This is a genomic window from Shewanella litorisediminis (assembly GCF_016834455.1).
GTDB classification, from domain to species: domain Bacteria; phylum Pseudomonadota; class Gammaproteobacteria; order Enterobacterales; family Shewanellaceae; genus Shewanella; species Shewanella litorisediminis.
Genome location: NZ_CP069213.1, coordinates 2,560,630 through 2,583,339, shown reverse-complemented (window position 1 = coordinate 2,583,339; position 22,710 = coordinate 2,560,630). Strand labels below are relative to the sequence as shown.

General features: G+C 54.3%; 23 protein-coding genes. 14 read left to right on the top strand and 9 right to left on the bottom strand.

The features are described from left to right. Positions 1-17: 17 nt before the first annotated feature. The 4 genes from JQC75_RS11280 (at position 18) to JQC75_RS11265 (ending at position 3,654) form a co-directional block, all read left to right on the top strand. Complete coding sequence (locus tag JQC75_RS11280) at positions 18-917, top strand: chemotaxis protein CheV (protein WP_203324201.1); 900 nt, start codon at positions 18-20, stop codon at positions 915-917. A 167-nt stretch (positions 918-1,084) separates the two neighbouring features. Then, positions 1,085-2,302: a serine/threonine transporter SstT gene (gene sstT / locus JQC75_RS11275; protein WP_203324200.1), complete on the top strand. Its 1,218-nt coding sequence runs from the start codon at positions 1,085-1,087 to the stop codon at positions 2,300-2,302. Between the two features lie 92 nt (positions 2,303-2,394). Beyond that, entirely contained in the window at positions 2,395-2,898 is a 504-nt protein-coding gene (locus JQC75_RS11270; protein WP_203324199.1) for a CIA30 family protein, read from the top strand. Positions 2,899-3,360: 462 nt separating this feature from the next. Continuing rightward, on the top strand, positions 3,361-3,654 hold the full coding sequence (locus JQC75_RS11265) for a hypothetical protein (protein ID WP_239001998.1): 294 nt from the start codon (positions 3,361-3,363) through the stop codon (positions 3,652-3,654). A gap of 21 nt (positions 3,655-3,675) precedes the next feature. Here JQC75_RS11265 and JQC75_RS11260 read toward each other — a convergent pair whose 3' ends face one another. The 3 genes from JQC75_RS11260 to JQC75_RS11250 form a co-directional block, all read right to left on the bottom strand. Beyond that, positions 3,676-4,350 (bottom strand): RluA family pseudouridine synthase, encoded by a 675-nt coding sequence (locus tag JQC75_RS11260; protein ID WP_203324197.1) that lies wholly within the window; start codon positions 4,348-4,350, stop codon positions 3,676-3,678. Positions 4,351-4,412: 62 nt separating this feature from the next. Continuing rightward, positions 4,413-4,925: a protein disulfide oxidoreductase gene (locus JQC75_RS11255; RefSeq protein ID WP_203324196.1), complete on the bottom strand. Its 513-nt coding sequence runs from the start codon at positions 4,923-4,925 to the stop codon at positions 4,413-4,415. Further along, positions 4,926-5,519, bottom strand: a complete 594-nt coding sequence (locus tag JQC75_RS11250) for an acyl carrier protein phosphodiesterase (RefSeq protein WP_203324195.1) — start codon at positions 5,517-5,519, stop codon at positions 4,926-4,928. Between the two features lie 144 nt (positions 5,520-5,663). Between JQC75_RS11250 and JQC75_RS11245 the strand changes: the two genes are divergently transcribed. The 10 genes from JQC75_RS11245 to JQC75_RS11200 all read left to right on the top strand — a co-directional run bounded on the left by JQC75_RS11245 (position 5,664) and on the right by JQC75_RS11200 (position 13,875). Continuing rightward, positions 5,664-5,876 carry a hypothetical protein gene (locus JQC75_RS11245; protein ID WP_203324194.1) on the top strand — a complete coding sequence of 71 codons (213 nt, stop codon included), beginning with the start codon at positions 5,664-5,666 and terminating at the stop codon, positions 5,874-5,876. Positions 5,877-5,936: 60 nt separating this feature from the next. Then, positions 5,937-6,974 (top strand): tRNA preQ1(34) S-adenosylmethionine ribosyltransferase-isomerase QueA, encoded by a 1,038-nt coding sequence (gene queA, locus JQC75_RS11240; protein ID WP_203324193.1) that lies wholly within the window; start codon positions 5,937-5,939, stop codon positions 6,972-6,974. 152 nt (positions 6,975-7,126) lie between these two features. Beyond that, positions 7,127-8,251: a tRNA guanosine(34) transglycosylase Tgt gene (tgt, locus tag JQC75_RS11235; RefSeq protein WP_203324192.1), complete on the top strand. Its 1,125-nt coding sequence runs from the start codon at positions 7,127-7,129 to the stop codon at positions 8,249-8,251. Positions 8,252-8,277: 26 nt separating this feature from the next. Next, positions 8,278-8,613 carry a preprotein translocase subunit YajC gene (gene yajC / locus JQC75_RS11230; protein WP_203324191.1) on the top strand — a complete coding sequence of 112 codons (336 nt, stop codon included), beginning with the start codon at positions 8,278-8,280 and terminating at the stop codon, positions 8,611-8,613. An 18-nt stretch (positions 8,614-8,631) separates the two neighbouring features. Further along, positions 8,632-10,482, top strand: a complete 1,851-nt coding sequence (gene secD / locus JQC75_RS11225) for a protein translocase subunit SecD (protein WP_203324190.1) — start codon at positions 8,632-8,634, stop codon at positions 10,480-10,482. A gap of 13 nt (positions 10,483-10,495) precedes the next feature. After that, the gene (gene secF / locus JQC75_RS11220) at positions 10,496-11,443 is read left to right on the top strand and encodes a protein translocase subunit SecF (RefSeq protein WP_203324189.1); all 948 of its coding nucleotides are present in this window, start codon (positions 10,496-10,498) and stop codon (positions 11,441-11,443) included. A 200-nt stretch (positions 11,444-11,643) separates the two neighbouring features. Continuing rightward, positions 11,644-11,961: a putative signal transducing protein gene (locus tag JQC75_RS11215; protein WP_203324188.1), complete on the top strand. Its 318-nt coding sequence runs from the start codon at positions 11,644-11,646 to the stop codon at positions 11,959-11,961. 76 nt (positions 11,962-12,037) lie between these two features. Then, positions 12,038-12,397, top strand: coding sequence for a rhodanese-like domain-containing protein (locus tag JQC75_RS11210; protein WP_011760301.1), 360 nt, complete (start codon positions 12,038-12,040; stop codon positions 12,395-12,397). Positions 12,398-12,405: 8 nt separating this feature from the next. Next, positions 12,406-13,317 carry a precorrin-2 dehydrogenase/sirohydrochlorin ferrochelatase family protein gene (locus tag JQC75_RS11205; RefSeq protein ID WP_203324187.1) on the top strand — a complete coding sequence of 304 codons (912 nt, stop codon included), beginning with the start codon at positions 12,406-12,408 and terminating at the stop codon, positions 13,315-13,317. An 18-nt stretch (positions 13,318-13,335) separates the two neighbouring features. Beyond that, positions 13,336-13,875 (top strand): YaeQ family protein, encoded by a 540-nt coding sequence (locus JQC75_RS11200; protein WP_203324186.1) that lies wholly within the window; start codon positions 13,336-13,338, stop codon positions 13,873-13,875. A 121-nt stretch (positions 13,876-13,996) separates the two neighbouring features. Here the strand turns inward: JQC75_RS11200 and JQC75_RS11195 are convergent, their stop codons facing one another. The 6 genes from JQC75_RS11195 to JQC75_RS11170 all read right to left on the bottom strand — a co-directional run bounded on the left by JQC75_RS11195 (position 13,997) and on the right by JQC75_RS11170 (position 22,688). Continuing rightward, on the bottom strand, positions 13,997-16,408 hold the full coding sequence (locus JQC75_RS11195) for a S8 family serine peptidase (RefSeq protein ID WP_203324185.1): 2,412 nt from the start codon (positions 16,406-16,408) through the stop codon (positions 13,997-13,999). 534 nt (positions 16,409-16,942) lie between these two features. Next, complete coding sequence (locus tag JQC75_RS11190; RefSeq protein ID WP_203324184.1) at positions 16,943-17,332, bottom strand: rhodanese-like domain-containing protein; 390 nt, start codon at positions 17,330-17,332, stop codon at positions 16,943-16,945. Between the two features lie 36 nt (positions 17,333-17,368). After that, a complete protein-coding gene (locus tag JQC75_RS11185) occupies positions 17,369-17,581 on the bottom strand; it encodes a YgaP family membrane protein (protein WP_203324183.1) in 213 nt (70 codons plus the stop codon). Between the two features lie 27 nt (positions 17,582-17,608). Next, a complete protein-coding gene (locus JQC75_RS11180; protein WP_203324182.1) occupies positions 17,609-20,830 on the bottom strand; it encodes an efflux RND transporter permease subunit in 3,222 nt (1,073 codons plus the stop codon). Between the two features lie 10 nt (positions 20,831-20,840). Next, positions 20,841-21,836: an efflux RND transporter periplasmic adaptor subunit gene (locus tag JQC75_RS11175; RefSeq protein ID WP_203324181.1), complete on the bottom strand. Its 996-nt coding sequence runs from the start codon at positions 21,834-21,836 to the stop codon at positions 20,841-20,843. A 135-nt stretch (positions 21,837-21,971) separates the two neighbouring features. Beyond that, the gene (locus JQC75_RS11170) at positions 21,972-22,688 is read right to left on the bottom strand and encodes an SIMPL domain-containing protein (RefSeq protein ID WP_203324180.1); all 717 of its coding nucleotides are present in this window, start codon (positions 22,686-22,688) and stop codon (positions 21,972-21,974) included. Positions 22,689-22,710: the final 22 nt, after the last annotated feature.

Below are 22,710 nucleotides of genomic sequence, written 5' to 3'. Positions count from 1 at the left end.
TCCTGTGAAGGGGAACTATGAAGAGTAAAGCCAATCAATCCCAGGGTCTGCTGCTGTTTCATTTGAGTCGCTCGCAGCTGTTTGCCATGGGCACCCTGAAAATCCGTGAGCTGGTGCCATACACCCATCTGAATGCGCTGCCTCAGTCGCATCCGGCAGTGCTTGGCACGGCCACCGTCCGCGGCCAGACCATTTCCGTTATCGATATGGCTGCCGCCGTAGGCTATCCGCCGGTGACCGACGAAGAGCGCAGCAAGTGTTTTATCATTATCACCGATTGCCAGCGGATGTTGATTGGCTTTTTGGTGCGCGGCATCGACAAAATCATCGAGTGTAATTGGCGCGATATTCTGTCGCCTCCCGACAATTTGGGCCGCAATGCCTTTTTAACCGGTGTCACCCGCTATCAGGACAAACTGGTGCAGCTGTTGGATGTGGAGTTGCTGCTGTCTAAAATCTTCCCCATCAAGGAAGATAAACGCATCGGTATCCTCACCGATGTGCAGCGTGAACAGCTCAAACCCATGAATATTCTGCTGGTGGACGACTCCAAAGTGGCGCGAAAGCAGCTATCCGATGCTTTGGATGCCATCAATATCAGCTACAGAGTGGCATCAAACGGCCGTGACGCGCTGGACATGATGAGCCAGAGTGCCGATGAAAAACGGCCCGTGGACATACTGGTCAGTGATATCGAAATGCCGGGGCTCGACGGCTATGAACTGGCGTTTGAAGTGAAAAACGATACGGCGCTGGCCTCGGCTTACATCATTTTGCATACGTCGCTCTCCAGTGAAATCAGCGTTAGTCAGGCCAAGCAGGTTGGCGCCGACGAGGCGCTTACCAAGTTTGATGCCCAAGAGTTGATTTCAGCCATGCTCAGGGGCGTAGAGCGCAAGTCCAGTCCACAAAGTTGATGTTTTTGTTGGCTGCTTGAAAGCAATTTGACCTCAACAGCCCACCATACCGCCAAATGCAGCGGCTTTGCTGGACAAAGCCTCTGCTTTTAGATACAACCCAAAGCCGGGATGCAAAGTCCTTAAGGCCCCTGTGGCCCATAACGATAACAACGACAGGTCAAGTCATGAGTACTGAAAAATCATTGCTGGCAAATGCTGCCGGTGGCAGCCTGGTGCTGCAAATTTTCGTGGGGATCATTGCCGGTGTGGCGCTCGCCGGATTCAGCCCTGACGCTGCCAATCAGGTGGCCTTCCTTGGGGATCTCTTTGTGGGTGCACTCAAAGCCATCGCACCTGTGTTGGTGTTTGTGCTGGTGGCATCGTCAATCGCCAATCAGGTGTCTGGTGCGCAAACCAACATGCGTCCCATCATCCTGCTATATCTCGTTGGCACCTTTGCCGCAGCCCTGACTGCCGTTCTGATGAGCTTTGCCTTTCCTACCAGTCTTGTGCTGATTGACGCAGCTGCGGGTGCCAACCCGCCGGAGGGAATAGGTCAGGTGCTCAACACCTTGCTGTTCAAACTGGTGGATAACCCGGTCAATGCCCTTATCAATGCCAACTATATTGGGCTCCTCGCCTGGGGTGTGGGCTTGGGTATCGTGCTGCGTCACGCGAGTAGCAGTACCAAAACCGTGCTGCATGATGTCAGCCATGGGGTGTCTCAGTTGGTGCGCTTTGTTATCCGCCTGGCGCCTATCGGTATTTTTGGTCTGGTGGCTGCCACTATCGCGCAAACCGGCTTTGACGCCCTGACGGCCTATGCCCGATTGCTCGGCGTATTGCTTGGCGCCATGGCAGTGATAGCCTTTGTGGTTAACCCGCTGATTGTATTTTTGAAAATTCGTCGCAACCCCTATCCCCTGGTGTTCAAGTGCCTGCGTGAGAGCGGAGTCACGGCATTTTTTACCCGATCCAGTGCAGCCAACATTCCGGTGAACATGGCGTTGTGTGAGCGTTTGAAGCTGCACGAAGACACTTATTCAGTGTCTATTCCGCTCGGTGCCACCATCAACATGGCTGGAGCGGCCATTACCATCACTGTGCTGACCCTGGCGGCCGTACACACATTGGGTATCGAAGTCGATTTGGCCACTGCGCTGCTGCTCAGTGTTATCGCGGCTGTTTCAGCCTGCGGCGCGTCCGGCGTGGCCGGTGGCTCCTTGCTGCTTATCCCGCTGGCGTGTTCTTTGTTTGGCATCTCCAACGATATCGCGATGCAGGTAGTGGCCGTAGGCTTTACCATAGGCGTTATCCAGGACAGTGCCGAGACTGCACTGAACAGTTCCACTGACGTGCTCTTTACCGCAGCGGCCTGTGAAGCGGCAGAGCGCAAAGCCTAAGCTGCTATAAATGACAAATGGCTGAAAAAGCGGCAGTATTAAGATACTGCCGCTTTTTTATTGTCAGCGAGAAAGCTCCCGGGAGGTCACAAATGCGACTGGTGGATTTTACTGCGCTGGACAGCACCAGAGATTGGTACAGTGTGACCGACACTCTTATGGGGGGCTTGTCCCGTGCTCAATTGCAAGCATCGCCCAAGGGCCATGGATTGTTCACCGGATATATCTCTCATGCCAATGGCGGTGGTTTTGCGTCTGTCTATCTGGACTTTGAGCCGAGGGATGTGAGCGCCTTTCAGGGTGTAGAGCTTGAGATAGCCGCGCCTGAGCGTGCCTTTAAAGTGAACCTGAAAGACACACATAGTGGCGATCGCCATGTTTATCAGGCGCCGCTGGGAGACACCTATGCAGGGCAGGGACTTTGGCGACGTTACCGCATTCCCTTCACCCGCTTCGTGGCAATGCGACGTGGCCTGACTGTGACGGCGCCGCGACTGGATTTGTTTCGGCTGCAGAGCCTCGGATTGGTGGCTGGCGGTGGGGCTGAAGGCAAATTCCAGTTACCGGTGCGCAGCATCTCCTTTTATAACGCGTAACCACACAACGTTTAACCAAGTAGCAGAGCTAACCTGAGTCTTTTGGGATGTCGGGTGTAACACGCTCTTCGCTCTACTCGGCCCACCACTCTCCCTCCGTTACCTAGCTACATCTGTGCCCCAATGGCATTCCCAACATCAAATTCCTGCAACTCTCTCCATACTTAAGTAAAGTATGAATTTCGCATAAATAGTGATTAAGCTCGCGTTTTTATTTTTTGCTTGGGTTACACTGCCCACAAAGAATGCAGCAAAATTCAAATATGGATTTTCACTGATTTTTATCTTATTGGTTACGGTTTTTTAACCTCTGAGTGGGGTTTCGGGAGAAAAGGTTTCATGGCGTCTATGCTGAATGCAGCAGCAATTTTCGGAATGTTTGGTGCAGATCAAAATGTGCATAGGGATTCAACTGTATCAGCGTTCGAAAAGCGTCGGCGTCTTATCGGGCGGGAGGCAGATATGAGTGTACGTGAGTTGGTTGGCCGTTGGGTTGATGAACGACCAGAGCTGGGGGACAGCCTGTCTTTGTATAAAGAGTCTGGCAGGTACTTTCTGGAAACCTGGTTCAGCGATGGTTGTCACAGCCGTGATGAAATGACGGTAACGCCCCAGGCTGAAGGTCTTCGTCTGGATGATGTTGGTGGCAACTTTTTCGGTGAGTTTTTTGTGGTCACCGAGGCGGGGCTGGAGTTCCACAACTTCCGCGGTTGCTTCTACCGGGCGCCGGTCAGCGAAGAGACATTGGTCGCCTGAAAGACGTTTATCGTCCGTTGCTTAAAAGGGCGCACGGCTGATAAAGGTCATAGGCTTGCCTGACCAGGGGTGTTTGAAGCTGAGCCGCTCTGCGTGCAAGCAGAGCCTCGGCCGTGCACCTGCTACCTTACCTGTACCAAATGCCTGGGTTCTGCCATAGAAATCGTCCCCCAGAATGGGATGCCCAATCGCCAGCATATGAACCCGTAGCTGATGGGTTCGACCGGTTTCGGGTTCCAAAGCCACCAGGGTTGAACCCTCGCGCCGCTCGATTACCCGATAATGTGTTACTGCCGGACGGCCTTCTGCTTTGTCCACCTTTTGCCAGGGTGGGTTGTTTCTGTCTTTGCCAAGGGGGAGGTTAATGGTGCCTTCATCCTGCTCTATGAGCCCTGCGACTTCCGCAAGATAGCGCTTTTCAGTTTCACGATGTTGAAACTGGGTCTTTAGATTGGACTCAGCCTTTTTGCTGCGGGCAAACACCATGATGCCCGATGTGGCGCAATCCAGGCGATGAACCAAAATTGCCTCTGGATAGAGCTTGCACAAGCGGGTAATGGCGCTGTCGTGGGTATGTGCTGCCATGCCGGGGTTCGACAGCAGGCCCGATGGCTTATTGATGATGATGAGGTTACGGTCGATATAGCGAATATCGAGCCAGGGGACTGCCGGGGGCTGGTAGTCAAAAATCTCCATCAGGCTTCCTTCGTTGGCGCACACTTGGGGTTAAGTGGGCGCATTCTACGAATTTTCAACGGCTATTGCAGCTGTTCGGTGAGGAAAAGCCGAGCTCTTAAAGCAGGTTCTGTGCTCACGCCACGGGTGACAAAGCGCACTTCGCCCCTGGCATCCACCACATACAGGGACGGAAATCCGCTTACGCCGAAGTGCTGGGTGAGCGTGCCCTTGTCATTGAGGGCGTCGAAGCCATAGCCTTTGGCTTTGAGGAAGGCTCTCACGTTCGCATCGCTGCCCGAGTCGGCGGCGATAGCGAGCACCGGATAATCCGTGGCAATATTGTCAACCGCAGGTGAGGTGAGTTTGCACGCGCCGCACCACTCGGCAAAGAAGTATACCAGGGTGGGTTTGCCTGTGGCGGATGGCAAGGACAAGCTTGTGCCCTTTACACCTTTGCTGGCAATGACCGGTGCGGTGTCTTTGAGCATATCTTTTTGAAAATAAGCTGAAATACCGTAAAAAAGCCCGATGGCAATCAGAGCTTCCAGCAACAGACGTTTGGCTTTACTGCGCGGTGCGGGGGCGTCATTCATTTACAGGTATTGCTCTGGTGTGGTGCGGGCCAGACGTCTTGAGTAAGCCATCAGCTGCGGATACAGGGTGCGAAAGGCAATCTCCAGTTCCACGTCGAGTTGCTCAACCGCCGCTTCGGCGCCATCGAAAATCTCGGGGCGGGATAATCTTCGCCGAACACCGGCAATGGCCGCGTTGATGCCGCTGCGGCTCCCATAAGCGCCCAACCAGTTTTCATCACACATTCTGGGGGCGATGGCGGCAAGCTTTGGCGGCAAATGGTCACAGGTGCGAAGCACATCGTAGGCACGCTGACAGAAGATATCGAGAGGCTCATGGTGATATTCTTCCCAGTCCAGCGCCAGACGATGATCGAAACCCAAATCAATCAGTAAGGGGGCTGCACGGCTTAAATGCCGGGGAAATTTACCCAGCATTTCTTTGAAAATTTCATGCTCATCTGTGATTTTGTCGATTTGCCGGTGCAACCACAATCCCTGTTGCAACGGTTTGGTGAACTGGTCGATGGGGCCTTTGGCAAAATCGCCTGCAAGGTTGGCCGCGAGGCTGGTTTGGCTGATATCCGCCAGGTGCAAGTGTGCTAGAAAGTTCATATTTTGGGCTTGGTGTGGCGTGAGGGTTCAAGGTATCATGACCATTGATGTCCAGGAAACCCCAATCTTAATTCGCCGCAGAGTGAACGGGGCCTGAAGGAGGTGACATCCGTACCCAGAGTAACAGCCACCGGAGGATCATGGATGATGTGGAAATGGTTTACCCGCGTCTTTGGCATATTGATGCCGAGTCAAATTCGCCAGCCAGGCGAAATCTCCCGCAAATCCTTTAAACACAATAAGCCCCGCAAAAGAGTCGAGTTCGACATGCCCTGTGAGCAGTTGGACACCCGTTCCGGCACCCATATCCATGTCAACCAGGCTCAAAGGGATAAGCAAAGGTCCAAGTCGTCTTGATCTTGGCCGCCTGTCCCCCTAGACTACGCGCGTCTTTTGGCCATGGCTTGAGAGTTGTAGATGCGAGTAGCTGACTTTACCTTTGATCTTCCTGATGAACTGATTGCCCGCTATCCGATGCCAGAGCGCACTGCGTCGCGTCTGCTGCACCTGGATGGCCGCACAGGTGCCTTGGCCGATCGTCAGTTCACCGATATTCTGGCGCTGATTGAGCCGGGCGACTTGATGATTTTCAATAACACCCGGGTTATCCCTGCGCGTCTCTTTGGCCAGAAGGCCAGTGGCGGCAAACTGGAAATCCTGGTGGAGCGCATGCTGGATGACAAACGTATTCTCGCCCATGTGCGTTCATCCAAGTCCCCCAAGCCTGGGGCCGAAATCATCCTCGATGGCGGCTACAAAATGGTGATGGATGCCCGTCACGATGCGCTGTTTGAGCTGTCACTCAAGGACGATAAATCTATCCTCGAGGTGCTTGAAGCCGTGGGCCATATGCCGCTGCCCCCCTATATCGACCGCCCCGATGAAGATGCCGATAAAGAGCGCTACCAAACCGTGTATAACGAGCGCCCCGGCGCCGTGGCCGCGCCAACTGCGGGTCTGCACTTTGACGAAAAGATTCTGGCAGCCCTGAAAGAAAAAGGCGTGGATACAGCCTTTGTAACCCTGCACGTGGGAGCCGGTACCTTCCAGCCGGTGCGGGTCGACAACGTGCTCGAGCACAAGATGCACTCCGAGTGGGCCGAAGTTCCCGCCGATGTTGTTGAAAAAATCCGTGCCACCAAGGCCGCCGGTAAGCGGGTGATAGCCGTGGGCACGACCTCGGTACGTTCACTGGAAAGTGCTGCCAAAGCCAGCGAAGGTGAATTGCAGCCATTTTGCGGCGATACCGATATCTTTATTTATCCGGGCTTCGAGTTCAAAGTGGTGGACGCCATGGTCACCAATTTCCACCTGCCGGAGTCAACGCTTATCATGTTGGTGAGCGCCTTTGCCGGCTTTGATGAGGTGATTGGCGCCTATCGACACGCGGTTGAACAAAAATACCGCTTTTTCAGTTACGGCGATGCCATGTTTGTGACTAAAAAAGCCCCCTGAATGCGGTTTTTGATTTAAAATGCCTGCCCAACCATCTGGTTGGGCTTTTTTTTCGTGGGTGTTGCCTTGAAGCTGTCAGGGTGAGCCCCCATGTGAGCTTAATCGGCCGATAGGCCACTATGAGGTCAGACTGTTTCTCTGACGAGGTTATTATGAAATTTGAACTGATTACTACCCAGGGCCGGGCCCGTCGCGGCAGACTGGTATTCGAGCGTGGCACAGTGGAAACCCCGGCCTTTATGCCAGTGGGCACCTACGGCACCGTAAAAGGTATGACCCCGGAAGAAGTGCGTGCCACCGGCGCAGATATTCTGCTGGGCAACACCTTCCACCTGTGGCTGCGCCCCGGTGAAGAAATCATGCGCAAGCACGGCGACCTGCATGACTTTATGAACTGGCAGCGTCCCATTCTCACCGACTCGGGCGGATTCCAGGTATTCAGCCTTGGCGATATCCGTAAGATCACCGAAGAAGGGGTGCATTTCCGCTCGCCCATCAACGGCGAAAAGATTTTTATGGACGCCGAAAAGTCGATGCAAATCCAGCATTCGCTGGGCAGCGATGTCGTAATGATTTTTGATGAGTGCACGCCGTATCCGGCAACCCACGATGAGGCGCGTAAATCCATGCAGATGTCTCTGCGCTGGGCCAAGCGTTCCCGTGATGAGTTTGACCGCCTCGAAAACCCCAACTCACTGTTTGGGATTATTCAGGGCAGCGTGTACGAAGATTTGCGTGACGAGAGCCTTAAGGGGCTTTTGGACATTGGTTTTGACGGTTATGCCGTCGGTGGTCTGGCGGTGGGTGAGCCCAAGGAAGACATGCACAGAGTACTTGAGCATGTGTGTCCGCAAATCCCGGCCGACAAGCCACGCTATCTGATGGGGGTAGGTAAGCCAGAAGATCTGGTTGAAGGCGTGCGTCGTGGCGTTGACATGTTTGACTGTGTGATGCCAACCCGTAATGCCCGCAACGGTCATCTGTTTACCAGCGAAGGTGTTATCAAGATCCGCAACGCGCGTCATCGTGATGACACATCGCCACTGGATCCTAAATGTGACTGCTATACCTGCACCAATTATTCCCGTGCGTATTTGCATCATTTGGATCGTTGTAACGAAATCCTCGGAGCCAGGCTCAACACCATTCACAACCTGCGTTATTACCAAAGGTTGATGGCGGGTTTGCGCGGCGCCATTGAGACGGGTACATTAGACGCCTTTGTTGCGGACTTCTATACCAGCCAAGGGCGTGAAGTTCCTGAGTTAAAAGACTAACAATCAAGCAATAAGAAGAGAAAGCTATGTTTATTTCTAACGCGTATGCCAATGCAGCCGGTGCAGCACCTCAGGGTGGCGGTACCATGGAACTTGTGATCATGCTGGGCCTGTTTGGCCTGATCTTCTACTTTATGATCTTCCGTCCTCAGTCCAAGCGCGTCAAAGAGCACAAGGCTCTGATGTCTTCCCTGTCCAAGGGTGATGAAGTACTCACCAGCGGTGGCATCCTCGGTAAAATCGCCAAGATTACCGACGACAGCGACTACGTACTGCTGGCGCTGAACGACAGCACCAACATCACCATCAAAAAGGACTACATCGCAGCGGTATTGCCAAAAGGCTCTATCCAGTCCCTGTAAGCCAAGAGGGCGAAAGGCGTGCTAAATAAATACCCAATGTGGAAGAACATCATGGTGGTGCTGGTCATCGCCGTTGGTGGCTTCTATGCGCTGCCCAACCTGTTCGGCGAGGATCATGCCGTACAGGTCGTGGCTACCCGTGGTGCCGACGTGACAGCGACGACTCAGTCGAATGTGACCGAGGCCCTCACAGCCAAAGGCATTGGCATCAAGCGCTCTGAGCTTGAAAACGGTCAGTTGCTGGTGCGTGTGGCCAATGCGGAAGATCAGCTCACTGCCAAAGAAGCCATAGCCGATCTGCTGGGCGACAAGTACACGGTTGCACTCAACCTGGCACCGGCCACCCCCGAGTGGCTGGAGTCTGTTGGCGGCAGCCCCATGAAGCTGGGTCTTGACCTTCGCGGCGGTGTGCACTTCCTGATGGAAGTGGACATGAGCGAAGCCATCCGCAAGATGGAAGAGGCCAAGATTGCCGATTTTCGCAGCCAGCTTCGTGAAGAGCGTATTCGTTATGCCGGTGTACACCGCACTGTGCGCGGTATCGAAATCAAGTTCCGTGACGCCGAGACCCTGTCTCAGGCTGAGCGTTTCCTGAAGAGCCGTGGCAATGACATGGTGTTTTCGGACATATCCAGTGGCGACAACGTGGTGCTGCTCGCGGTGATGAGCGAGGCTTACCTCAAGCAAATTAAAGAGGAAGCCCTGCTGCAAAACATCACCACCATCCGTAACCGTGTTAACGAGCTGGGTGTGGCAGAGCCTGTGGTGCAGCGTCAGGGCGCTGAGCGCATCATCGTGGAACTTCCCGGCGTGCAGGACACTGCCCGCGCCAAGGAAATTCTGGGTGCGACTGCCTCCATTGAATTCCACATGGTGGACGAAAAAGCCGATGTGGCTGCTGCAGCCAATGGCCGTGTGCCTGCCGGTAGCGAGCTGTATCAGCGCCGCGAAGGCGGCCCTGTGGTGCTGAAGAAAGAAGTAATGCTGACCGGCGACCATATTACCGGCGCCCAGCCTTCTTTTGATGAATACAGCCGTCCACAGGTCGCTATTCAACTGGATGCCAAGGGTGGGGAAATTTTCTCCAACGTCACCAAGGACAACATCGGCAAGCCGATGGCGACCCTGTTCATTGAATATAAGGACAGCGGTGAGCGTAACCCCGATGGCAGCGTGAAAATGCGTAAAATCGAGGAAGTTATCTCGGTTGCCACCATTCAGGCACGCCTTGGCCGTAATTTTGTTATCACGGGTCTGACCCACAGCGAGTCGCAGAATCTGGCGCTCTTGCTGCGTGCCGGTGCCCTGATTGCTCCAGTGTCCATCGTGGAAGAACGCACCATTGGTCCAAGCCTGGGTGCAGAAAACATCGAAAACGGTTTGCAGGCGATGATTTGGGGTATGGCTGTGGTGCTGGCGTTTATGCTGGTTTACTACCGTGCCTTCGGTGTGATTGCCAACCTGGCCCTGTGCGCCAACCTCATCATGGTCGTGGGTGTGATGTCCATGATTCCGGGTGCAGTACTGACCCTGCCGGGTATTGCCGGTATGGTACTGACAGTGGGTATGGCGGTCGATGGCAACGTGCTGATTTACGAGCGTATTCGTGAAGAACTTCGTGCCGGTCGCAGCGTGCAGCAGGCTATCCATGAAGGTTACGGCAATGCTCTGTCGACCATTGCGGATGCCAACATCACTACCTTTATCACCGCGCTTATTCTGTTTGCGGTGGGCACAGGTGCGGTAAAAGGCTTCGCTGTGACTCTGATGATTGGTATCGCTACTTCTATGTTCACGGCTATCGTGGGCACCCGTGCGATTGTTAACGCCCTTTGGGGTGGCAAGCGCGTGAAGAAACTGTCGATTTGAGGGAGCCAATACCATGTTTCAGCTTTTAGATATCAAGGGCTCCATCAACTTCCTCAAGCACGCGCTGCCCATCAGTATCCTGTCTGCCATTTTGGTAGTGGGCTCACTGGTGTCGCTGGCGACCCGGGGCATTAACTGGGGCCTGGACTTTACCGGGGGCACCGTGGTGGAGATGGAATTCTCCAAACCGGCTAACCTGGAGACCCTGCGAAACAGCATGACCGAGCCCGAAGTGGCCGGCGCCGTGGTTCAGAACTTTGGTTCAAGCCGCGATGTGCTGGTGCGTCTGCAGGTGCGTGACGGCGTGAAGAGCGACGATCAGGTTCGCATCGTGATGGCTGAGGCCAAAAAGCTCGATGCAGACGTGACCCAGAAGCGGGTTGAATTCGTCGGTCCACAGGTGGGTAAGGAACTGGCAGAGCAGGGTGGCCTCGCGGTACTGGTGGCGCTTATCTGTATCCTTATTTACGTGTCTTTCCGCTTCGAGTGGCGTCTTGCCGCAGGTTCGGTGGCCGCACTGGCCCACGACGTTATCGTGACGCTCGGTGTGTTCTCTGTGCTGCAGCTGGAGTTCGACCTCACGGTTCTGGCGGGGCTTTTGACGGTAGTGGGTTACTCCCTCAACGATACCATCGTGGTATTTGACCGTATTCGTGAGAACTTCCTCAAGATGCGTAAGGGCAGTCCGGAAGAAGTGGTTAACACCTCTATCACCCAGACCATGAGCCGTACCATTATCACTACTGGTACCACGCTGATCACCGTTGTGGCACTGTTCCTCAAGGGCGGTACCCTGATTCACGGCTTTGCCACGGCGCTGCTGCTGGGTATTGTGGTGGGTACTTACTCGTCCATCTATGTGGCGAGTTATCTGGCCATCCGACTCGGTATCAACCGGGAGCACATGATGCCGGTAGAAGTGGAAAAAGAAGGCGCCGATCAGCCTTCCATCATGCCCTGAGGCCTGATGTCACTTGAAAAACCATCCTTCGGGGTGGTTTTTTTATGGTTCATTTTCGTGAATATTGAACAGCATGTTCTAAAAACGTTAACAATACCCGCTTTTCAGTGCTCGATTTTACGGCGATTTGTCGATAGCATGGGCTGGCCCGGGAGTGGGGCATACATCAAAAGAGACAGCAGTGGTTGTAGGAAAGTCCGATGGAACAACGTAAATGTTTATTGGCCGGTGGTAATTTGCTGCAGGCACACACCTGGAAAGGCCTGTTGCAGGTAGCTGGTATACAGGTTGAGCTAAGGGGTGAGGCCTTGCTCGGTGGTGTGGGTGAACTGCCGGTGGATCTGCAGAATGTGGAGTTGTGGGTCTATGAATCTGAGCTCGCCAAGGCTCAAAGCCAGCTGGACAGCCTGGGAGGCGACCGTCCCCAATGGCAATGTTTGCACTGCCATGAGATGAATGAAGCCAGCTTTGAGCTCTGTTGGCATTGTAGTTCAGAGCGCAGCGAAGCCCATAACTGAACTTGTCATGCTTCACTTGTGAAGCCCAGACCATAGCACTACACTGGTCGCAAAAGGGCATCATAAGGAATTCAAAATGCAGCATAATCCCGGATTTGTTGCCTTGGTTGAATCTATACTTCCCAAGGTCACCGAAATCACCGTTGAGGAGTATCAGGCTGACGACAGCTGGCAACTGCTCGACGTGCGTGAAGATCACGAATGGCTTAAAGACAGACTTCCCGGCGCCAGACACCTGGGCCGCGGCATTCTGGAACGGGATGTTGAAACCCGTTTCCCCGATAAATCGACCCCCTTGTTACTTTACTGCGGTGGCGGTTATCGCTCTGCATTGGCAGCCTATAATCTGCAGCTTATGGGGTACACCAAGGTGGCTTCCCTCGTAGGAGGCTACAAGGCCTGGGTTGCCCGTCAGCTGCCGTTGGTGACTGACTAGGACTGCCGATGCAATATTTCCCCCTGTTTGTTGATACACGAGACCGTTCGGTTCTGGTCGTGGGTGGCGGTGACGTTGCTGCCCGTAAGCTGGAACTGCTTTGTCGCACCGACGCACGGATCACCGTGATTGCCACTGAGGCCTGTGACGATATTCAGGCACTGAAACGCAGTGGCCGCGTTGTCCTCCATGAACGGCCCGTAAATGATGATGATATTTACGATTGGGATTTGCTTTACCTTGCCACCAATGATGAAGCCTTGAACATACGCCTCGCGGGTATCGCCCGCAGCCGGAGTATGTGGGCCAATGTGGTGGATAACCCGGCATATTGCGACTTTATCACGCCTTCCATTGTCGATCGTGGTCGCCTGGTGGTGGCCATCAGTACGGCAGGTGCCGCTCCTGTGTTTGCCAGAGACATTCGGGCACGCCTTGAAGCCTGGCTGCCGCCCTCACTGACGCCGCTGTTCGATTTTATTGCGGCGCGTCGGCAACAGGTGCAGGAAACCCTGGCCACTGTGCCCGCTCGTCGACGTTTCTGGGAGCGATTTTTTGCCCTCAATGGCGACAGATTTGATGGTCAGACAGAGCTTCATTTCGAAGATGCGTTTTTGTCACTCGATGGGCAGGGCGAGCTGCTGCTGATTGATGAGGATACCTCGCCACGGCTGTTGCCCATCGCTGCCATGGCCATGTTGCAGCGCCTCGATATTATCGAAACCGACAGCAGCTTGCCGCCGGAGCTTAATGAACTGCTCAGGCGTGATGCCGAGCGCAGGCCTCCTTCTTCTTTGGCTGCCTTGGATAAGACGCTGGAAACGGGTCAACGGGTGCTGGTGTATGCTGATGCGGCCCAGATAAAGGCGCTGCGGGCCCATTTCCCCCAGGCCAGGCATCTTAAGCCAGGCGCACTTTAACGCCATCCCGTCATCGCCATGACGCTTAAGTCCGATGTCCATAAAGTCAGCTTTGAGATTGCCGATCTGCGTCGTGGCTATTTTGGCTATCACAAACTGACACTGGCTCGGCACCCCTCCGAGACAGAAGAGCGGCTGATGCTGAGGCTGCTTGCCTTTGCGCTTTATGCCTCTGCCGAACTTAAGTTTGTCGGTGAGCTGTGCAATCAGGATGAGCCGGAGCTCTGTGAGCAAGCCATGGATGGACATTATTTACTGTGGGCGGAGTTTGGCCTGGCGGATGAGCGGCGGATAAAACGCGCTGTCCACAGGGCCGATAAGGTGGTGGTGTTCGCCTACGGGGGACAGGATTTAAGCCATTGGTGGGACGAGATGGCAGGAAAGTGCGCCCGAATCGACACCCTGTCTGTGCTCGCGTTTGATAATCCAAGCCTTGAGGCATTGTTGCCTTTTGTGGCCAAAACCATGACGTTGGCGGTGAATATCGATGAAGAGGGGAACGTGCGTGTATCCAATGGCCAGTACGATGTGGTGATAGTCCCTCAGTGTCTCAAGTAGTGCAGCTTAAATGGCGTGGCCACACAGGGCGGATGAACCTATTCGCTGCGCTGAATGACTTTTCCGACCAACGACCAATAAAAAAGGAGCCCGAAGGCTCCTTTTTCACAGACTCAATCGATTATTGGAAAGAGATTTCCCATGAGTCAATGTAGCCAGTGTCACGGCGTGAACTGTCCACGGCTTTCAGCTTCCAGGTACCCTGAGATTCAACACCTGTAGCGTTCACAGTGTAAGTCTTGCTGATGTTGTCAGTGCCTGCGCCTGTGTTGTCGTGCAGTACGGCTACCTGGCCATTCGGGGTGATAAGCTCAACCTGCAGATCGCCAATGTAGGTGTGCACTATGTTCACTTTCACGGTAACAGTGCCAGCATCACCACTGCGGCTTACATCGATGGGGCTGCTGATCCCGGCAGTGTTGTTGTCCGGAATACTGTAGTTATCGGTGTTGGTGTAAGTCGCGGGGCCCGTGGTACCGCCGGTGCTGCCGCCGGTGGGGGCAGTGTAGCTGGCAACCAGGTTCACACCACTGAAGGCATTGTAACCCTGTACCATCACGTAGTAGGTACCGGCCTGAGCGGTTGTGATTGGGCAAGACTCGGTGTTACCGCCTTTCCATGGACGGCAATCGTAGCTGCTGGTGGTTGGCGCAGCGCCGTACTGAACGTACAAGTCCGCATCACCGCTGCCACCGCTCATGGCGAAGTTCAGGTTGGTGGCGCCGGCAGGCACATCAATGTAGTAGTGCAGCTCATCGCCCTTGGCACCGCTGAGGTTAGACTTGGCAACGCCATTGGTCATTTCAGCTTCGGAGCCGCCGTTACCGCCACCGCCATCGGTTGGGCCATTACAGGAAGCATCCAGATACTCCTTGGCAGCAACCGCATCAACCATACCGTAACCGGTACGATCGTCACGGCCCGCTACGTCCAGATCTTCGGCAGTCGCACGCAGGGCGGCACGCACCTGAGCGGCGCTGCACTCTGGGTGATAGCTCCATACCAGCGTAGCAACACCGGAAACGTGCGGAGTGGCCATGGAGGTACCGTTGTAGTACTCGTAGTCCTTACCGCCTTCGCTGGATACGGTGACGCTGGAACCTATGTGGCTGCGAAGTGCCAGACCTGTGGCTCTGTCAACAGACACAGAGACCTTGGTCAGCTCGCTGTTGGTATCGACCACAAAGGGATTTTGCAGGCCGGGCAGGGCAGTATTGGAGTAAACGATGGTGGCAGAGGCACCGGCGTTTTGACAGGCCTTGGCGGCATTGATTTCAGGATAGCTGGAACCCTGGTTACCGACGCGCTCAACCAGACACACCTTGCCTGTCATGTTGCCACAGTTAAAGGTGCTGCCTGATACGCTGCACTCGGCCAGCGTCGCGGTAACAGTGCCATTGATTGGCGCTGGGGCGTAGCTGGTACCGGATTTCACCAAACGGTTGTGAGGCACTACGCCGTTGTTGAAATAAGACTGACCACCAACCACTATGTCCGACAAACGGCCTTCGCCGCGGGTCACGGTAGACAGGATAGCTTCACCGGGACCTGATACTTCCACCTGGTTGGTGTACTGGGAGAAGGCAGCGTGCTGCTTGGTGCTGTCTACCGCAGCAACCGAAACCACGCTGTCGTAGGATGCAGGGTAACTGTGGGTGTTGTCACCGTCGTTACCTGCGGCAGCAATCAGCAGAACGCCATTGTTGTAGTGGGCTGCCAGTGCGTTGCGCTCTGTCGTGCTTGAGCTGGCACCGCCCAGTGACATGCTGACCACGTTGGCGCCATTGGTCACACAGGTATCCACGGCACTGACCAGACTGGAGGAATAACCCCAGCCGGCTTCGTTAAATACTTTGATGATGTGAATGTTGGCATTTTGGTTTGGCAGTACGCCCACCACGCCTTCACCGTTGGCAATCGCCGCAATGGTGCCGGCAACGTGGGTGCCGTGGGCGTTGTTGTTACCGGGTTCGAACCAGTTACCTGTGCCTGAGTTATTGGTCCCGGTCACGTTGTTGCCGGACAGGTCGGCATGACCACGATCATAACCTGAGTCGATAATACAGATGGTGCGGTTGCCGCTGAGGTTATCGGCCAGCTGAGTCGCGCCCACAAAGGTCTGGCCCCATGGCGTGGTTTCAGCGAGCAGACGACGTGGCACGTCTTCTTCCACAAATTCAACGTCGGCACGGGCTCGCAGGGCCTTGATGCCATTGTTGTCCAGCTTCACCGTATAGGCGTTACTGCGACCGATACGCTTCATTTCCTTGGCACTGGCGGCATTCAGGGCGCGGTGATGACCAAATACCTCGTGGCTGCGAGGCTGATACTGCATGCTGTTGAGTGCGTCTTCAGCACTGTAAAGCTCGGCAGCAGCATTGTTTTTGAATTTAACTACATAGCGCTTTGGCAACGGCGAGTTTTCGCCTTTGGCAAAGACAGCGTTAGTGGGCGCGGCATGCACACCGGCAGACACTGCCAGTGCGAGGGTTGATAAACCCAGGGCTAAAGTTTTTTTGTGTTTGATTGTCATACTCGTCTTCCATGTTGCAAGAGGCAGAACTTGTCGTTGTTATTTGGCATCCATTCGGTAAAGCCTGAAATCCATTTTCGGCAGTGAATGTATCTACCGATGAAACAGTTGTAAACAATATGTAAACAGAATGGCGTGTGGAGACAATTGACTGGATTACGGATTGTTTAGAATATTTATGCAAATTAGAGGGGGCTTATTCGTCTGTTCAAATGCATATTGAATGGATATTCGATTCCGTGAATGACACTGCTGGGCGGCCAGCGGAATACGTTCCGAGCAGGATTTTGGCATTAAAATTGTGAAAATATTAAAATTTTATGCTTTTTATTATATTTGGTTATAACTTATTCTTGCTGTCTGATGTTTTTGTGGTTTTTGCTGATTCTGCGACTAAAATGCCGAATTTGCGCCATTTTTATGGCTTTAGTCATAGGGATACCGCTTGCCGTGCGGTGTTTGTGAAAACAATCAGATAACAAAAAGGCACCCGGAGGGTGCCTTTTGCGGGGGATAACTGTCCGTGGCTGCGGGTTACTTGTCACCCTGTCCGGATTTGCCCGATTGAACCAAACTCTCGTAGCCGCCACCGTTATAGACCCTGGTAAAGCCTGCAGCGTTAAGGGCATCATTGGCAACGCCGCTGCGCCTGCCACTGCGACAGTAAAGTACCACTGAGGTATCTTTGTCGATGGCGCGCTTGGCAAATTCAGTGGCAATCACTTCGTAGGGAATGTTAATGGCCCCTTCGAGGTGCCCTGCGGCATATTCTTCCGGCGTGCGGACATCCACCAGCATGGCGCCCTGTTCAATCAGTTGCCAGGCGGTAGCGGGGTCCTTGTCCTGGGCGATGGCCAAATTGCTTGTCAGTATCAATGTCAGACCAATCAGGGCGAGTTGCCAGATTTTAGCCAATGGGTTCACAGTGTCTCCTTAATGACTGTTTTTTGATTACAGCGACTATTTTAGCTTACAAAGTTCAGCCTCTGATTTTACGCCAAGCTTTTTCATCACCATGGCGGCCGGACAAAAGCCGGTAAAGGCACTTTGAAACAGATTAGCGCCGACAAAGGCGGTAAGCCAGACAAAATTGTGATGTACCAAGGCAGTCAGAACCAATGACAGCAGCACCATAAAGCCGGCAAAAGCCATAATAGAGCGTTCGAGTGACATAGTGTTTCTCCTAAGTGTCAGGGCATGTTATTCGGTTTCATGGCCGTGTCTCATAAAACTGTAGTAGAGCACGGGGATGACAACCAACGTCAGCAAAGTTGAAATAAATATCCCGAAAATCAGGCTGATAGCCAAACCATTGAAGATGGGATCGTCCAGAATGAAGAGGGCACCTATCATGGCGGCCAGCGCCGTAAGCATAATGGGCTTGGCCCTGACGGCGCCGGAGTGGATAACCGCCTGGGCAAAGGGCACGCCGCGCTCGACTTCCTGATTGATAAAGTCCACCAGCAAAATCGAGTTGCGCACAATAATCCCGGCCAGGGCAATCATGCCTATCATGGAGGTGGCGGTGAATTGGGCGCCAAAGAGTGCGTGCCCTGGCATCACCCCAATCACAGTCAGCGGAATGGGCGCCATGATTATGAGCGGCACCAGATATGACCTGAACTGCGCTACCACCAAGAGGTAAATGGCAATCATGCCCACAGCGTAGGCTATCCCCATGTCGCGGAAGGTTTCATAGGTGATTTTCCACTCGCCGTCCCAGAGCACGGCCACATCGGTCAGGCCGGAGGGCTGATTGACATAATGCTGGGCGTAGCCCATCTCCTCGCTGTCCGAAATGGTCGCGGCCATTTCAAACATGCCGTACAGCGGGCTGTCCAGCGGGCCTGCCATATCGGCCACCACCATCACCATGGGGATAAGGTTTTTATGGATGATGGGCGCATCTATTACGCCTTTACGTATTGTCACCAGTTCGGACACGGCCACCAGGCCACGGCTGCCGGGCAACGTCATGCCCATGATGGCATCCAGATCCAGCTTACTGCCTTCTTCCAGTTGCAGACGAATGGGCACGGGACGGGCCTGGTTTTCAAGATGCAGCACGCTCACATCTTTACCGCCCACAGAGGTGGCAACCAGATCCACTATCTCAGCATAAGAAACCCCAAGCAGTGCGGCCTTACTGCGGTCAATCAGCACCTGCCATTTCTGTTGCCCGGCGGGGAGGAAGATATCCATGTCCACCACGTCCTTGGTGGTATTAAACACGCCGAGTACATTTTGGGCGGCTTCCTGACGCATGGCTTCGTTGGGTCCATAGACTTCGGCAACAATGGGTGACCATACCGGTGGACCCGGAGGCACTTCCACCACCTTGACGTTGGCGCCGAAATGACGACCAATTTCCTTCAACGGGCCCCTTACCGCCAGCGCGATACTGTGGCTGTCTCTGCTTCTGTGCTTTTTATCCCTGAGATTGACCTGAATATCGCCAAGCTCCGGGCTTGAGCGTAAAAAGTAATGGCGAACCAAACCGTTAAAGTTCATGGGGGCGGCTGTGCCCGCATAGAGCTGTATATGCTGCACCTCCTCGACCGTGGCAAGCTCATCCGCCAACGCCTGCAGTACCTTATGGGTTTCTTCAAAGGTGGTGCCTTCCGGCATGTCTACCATCACCTGGAATTCTGACTTGTTGTCAAAGGGCAGCATTTTCAATACCACCGCCTGCATGACGGGTAAGGCGACGGCCACCATGATGAGGCCAATGATGGCCAGGCCGAGGCCAAGGCGGGCCTTGCGACCGGCCTTGCCATTGAGGAAGGGCCCTATCAGGCGGGTAAAAATCCTCACCATGCGTGGGTCTTCACCGCCGTGGGGGGATTCCTGGCCTGCGGCGCCGCCCTCATGGTCATGGGCTTTGAGCAGCTTGCCACTGAGCCAGGGGGTCAGCACAAAGGCTACGGCCAGCGAAATCAGCATACCCATGCTGGCATTGATGGGGATGGGGCTCATGTAAGGGCCCATGAGTCCAGACACAAAGGCCATGGGCAGCAGGGCGGCAATCACTGTGAAGGTGGCCAGAATCGTCGGGCCACCCACCTCGTCTACTGCAACTGGAATAAGCTCCTTCATGGACTTTTTGCCCATGGCCATATGCCGGTGAATGTTTTCCACTACCACAATGGCATCGTCCACCAGAATCCCGATGGAGAAGATAAGCGCAAACAGCGAGACACGGTTGAGGGTAAAGCCCCAGGCCCAGCTGGCGAACAGGGTCAGCGCCAGGGTGATGATAATGGCAATGCCCACCACCAGGGCTTCACGCATCCCCATGGTAAAGAGCACCAGGATCACCACGGCTGTGGTGGCAAATATCAGTTTTAAAATCAGCGTATTGGACTTGTCGGCCGCAGTGTCACCATAATTGCGCGATACCGTGGCATGCACGTTGGCGGGTAGCAGGGTGTTTTCCAGGGCGGCCATGCGCTCGATTATGGCATCGGCAATATCCACGGCGTTCATGCCTGTCTGCTTGCCAATTGCCAGGGTGACCGCAGGATAGCTGCCATCTTTGGTGACATGTTGTACCTGAGCGCGGGGCAGGTCACTCTTCAGGCTAACCTCTGCCAGGTCTGCAAGGTATACGGGTTCGCTGTAGCCATCCGGGCCCTGACGCACGGCAACCACCAGCTCCTGAACGTCCTCCAGACGTCTTAAAAACTGACCCGTCTGTACCTTGATCTCCTGATTGTCCTGTACCAAAGGCACTGGCATGGAGATCTGGTTGTTACCCGAGAGCGCACGGTTGATGTCGCTGTAGCTGAGGCCATAAGCCGACAGGGCGGCCGGATCGATACGCACATTGAGAACCAACTCATGTTCCCCGAGGGTGTAGATTTCTCGGGTGCCGGGAATACGCTTAAGTTCTGTCTCCAGCCCACGGGCAACATGAGTCAGTTGTTCTGGGGTAATGTCTGTTGCCTCTGACCACAGGGTGAGGCTGACAATGGGCACATCGTCAATGCCGCGTGGCTTTATCAGGGGCTCTCCCACCCCTGCGCCACGGGGTAGCTTGTCCATGTTCGAATAGAGTTGGTTATAGAGCGCGACTATGGCGTCATTACGTTTTACCCCCACTTCGAAGATGGCAATGATGAGGGCGCCATCGGGTTGCGAGAAGGAGTAAAGCGTATCTATACCTTTGATTTCTGAAATAACCTGCTCAGCCGGCAGGGTAACCAGGTGTTCCACCTCGGCTGGTGTGGCACCGGGGAAGGGGATAAACACATCCGCAAAGGTCACATCGATTTGTGGCTCTTCTTCCTTGGGGGTCACCATCACGGCAAACATCCCCAGAAGCAGTGCCAAGAGCGCCAGCAGCGGTGTGATGGCACTGGTTTGAAACGCGCGGGCTATGCGGCCGGAAATCCCCATGTGTTGGAGGTTATCGCTCGTCATTGTTCTCTCCTCACCGGGCATTTACGGCGTAGGCATCGGCGGCAATGATGTCACCATCATTCAGGCCGGAAAGCACCTGAACTCTGTCACCCTGCTGCTTGCCAAGGCGTACCTGGGTGAGCACGGCCTTATCACCCTGCATCATATAGACCCCGGTGAGTTCGCCGCGGGACACTATCGCCCTTTGGGGCACCAACAGCATACGGCGTTTTCCCTGTACAAAACTGGCTTTGGCCCAGCTGCCCGGTTGTACGTTGGCATTGTCCGGTAACTGGATTCGCACCTGGAAGCTGTGGCTTTGGGGAGAAGCAAAGCTGAAGATGGTCAGGTCGTTACTGTCGATGCTGCGACCATCGGCCAGTTCCACCCTGACGGCGCCAGCGGTCTTCAAGCCATCGAGATAACGGCCCGGCACCTGCATCACGGCACGCATTTTATCGGCGCTGAAGCCGGACAGCAGTGGCTGACCGGGATTCACGGTTTCACCCTGTTCCACGTGTCGCTCGGTAAGTACGCCACCAAAGGGCGCGTACACAGTGGTGTAACTTAAGGATTCGCGGGCGCGCACTATGGCCGCATTGGCGGCTGTTACGGCCTGCTCGCTGCTCTTGGCACGGGCGATGGCTTCATCGTATGTGCCACGGGAAATGGCGCCCTTGGGGAACAGGTCCTGATAGCGCTTCAGGGTGGCCTGCGCCTCCGTATTTACGGCAATGGCACGGGCGTAGTCTGCTTCGGCGGCTGCCAACGTGGCGCCTTGCTCCTTGCTGGTGATTTCCAGCAGGGCAGCACCGGCGGGTACAGTGTCATTGACATCGAAATGGATTTTCAGGATCCGGCCTGAGGTTTGCGCCGATACAGTGGCTGCCTGTACAGGCTCAATCAGGGCATCCAGGGTTAAATACCTGTCTTCTTCGGTGTGTTCCACTATCAGGGGTTGGCTTGCATGGGCACTCAGGCCGATGGCCAGAAGAGACAGTCCCAAGAGCTGTTTGAAAGTCGTCATAAAAATGCTCCCGCATAATCTATGAGAAAATTCTAATGAAAAGTTGTCTTGGCGGCAATCATTTCATTAGAAAAAAATTATGGAATGTGACTCACACACAGAAAAAAGGAGCCAAAAGGCTCCTTTCAATCAAAATCAGTCAGTTAGATAATAGGTGACCGTGCTGACTATTCGCACATTTTTAATGTGGGGCGAATTGCTGTCCCTATCTGTAATGATAAATTGCCCCTGACTGGCGTTTTTAATTTTGCCGAGGCTGGAGCTTGAATCCCTGGCAAATTTCTCGGCAACTTCCCTGGCGTTTTCTGTGGCCTGTTGCACCATCGCCGGTTTGATTCGGTTAAGCTCAGTGAACAAAAACTCGGTGCGCGACTCGTACTCATTGCCGCCAATGGCAATGCCGTCCCGGGCGAGCGCCCCTATCTGTTTTCTGGCTTGCAGCAGTTTGTCAACCTGATGGGTGTAGAGCGACACGGTCACTCTGGCGGCATAACGATATTTAATATTGGGGTCGGCATAGCCCTGGGTGTTTCTGTCTTCGATAGCAGGTAGTGTCAGGGTGATTTCATCGTCGCTGAATCCCTGGGCTTTTAAAAAGGCCACGACCTTGTCGGTTTTTTGCTGCACCGTGTTGTAGAGGTTTGCCAGATCGTTGTCGACTTCGGCAAATCGAACCGGCCAGATAGCCACGTTGGCCATGACTTCCTGCTCGGCAAGCCCCTTAACACTGACCGTGCGGTCCAGGGCTTTTAAATGGGTGGCGGTTGCAGTGATGCTGTGTCCGATAAAACCCAAACCACCGGCGAGGCAAAGACCCAGCACCAGGGCGGCGGGAGTGAGAGACTTATCCATGAAAGTTCCTGTTTCAACGGCG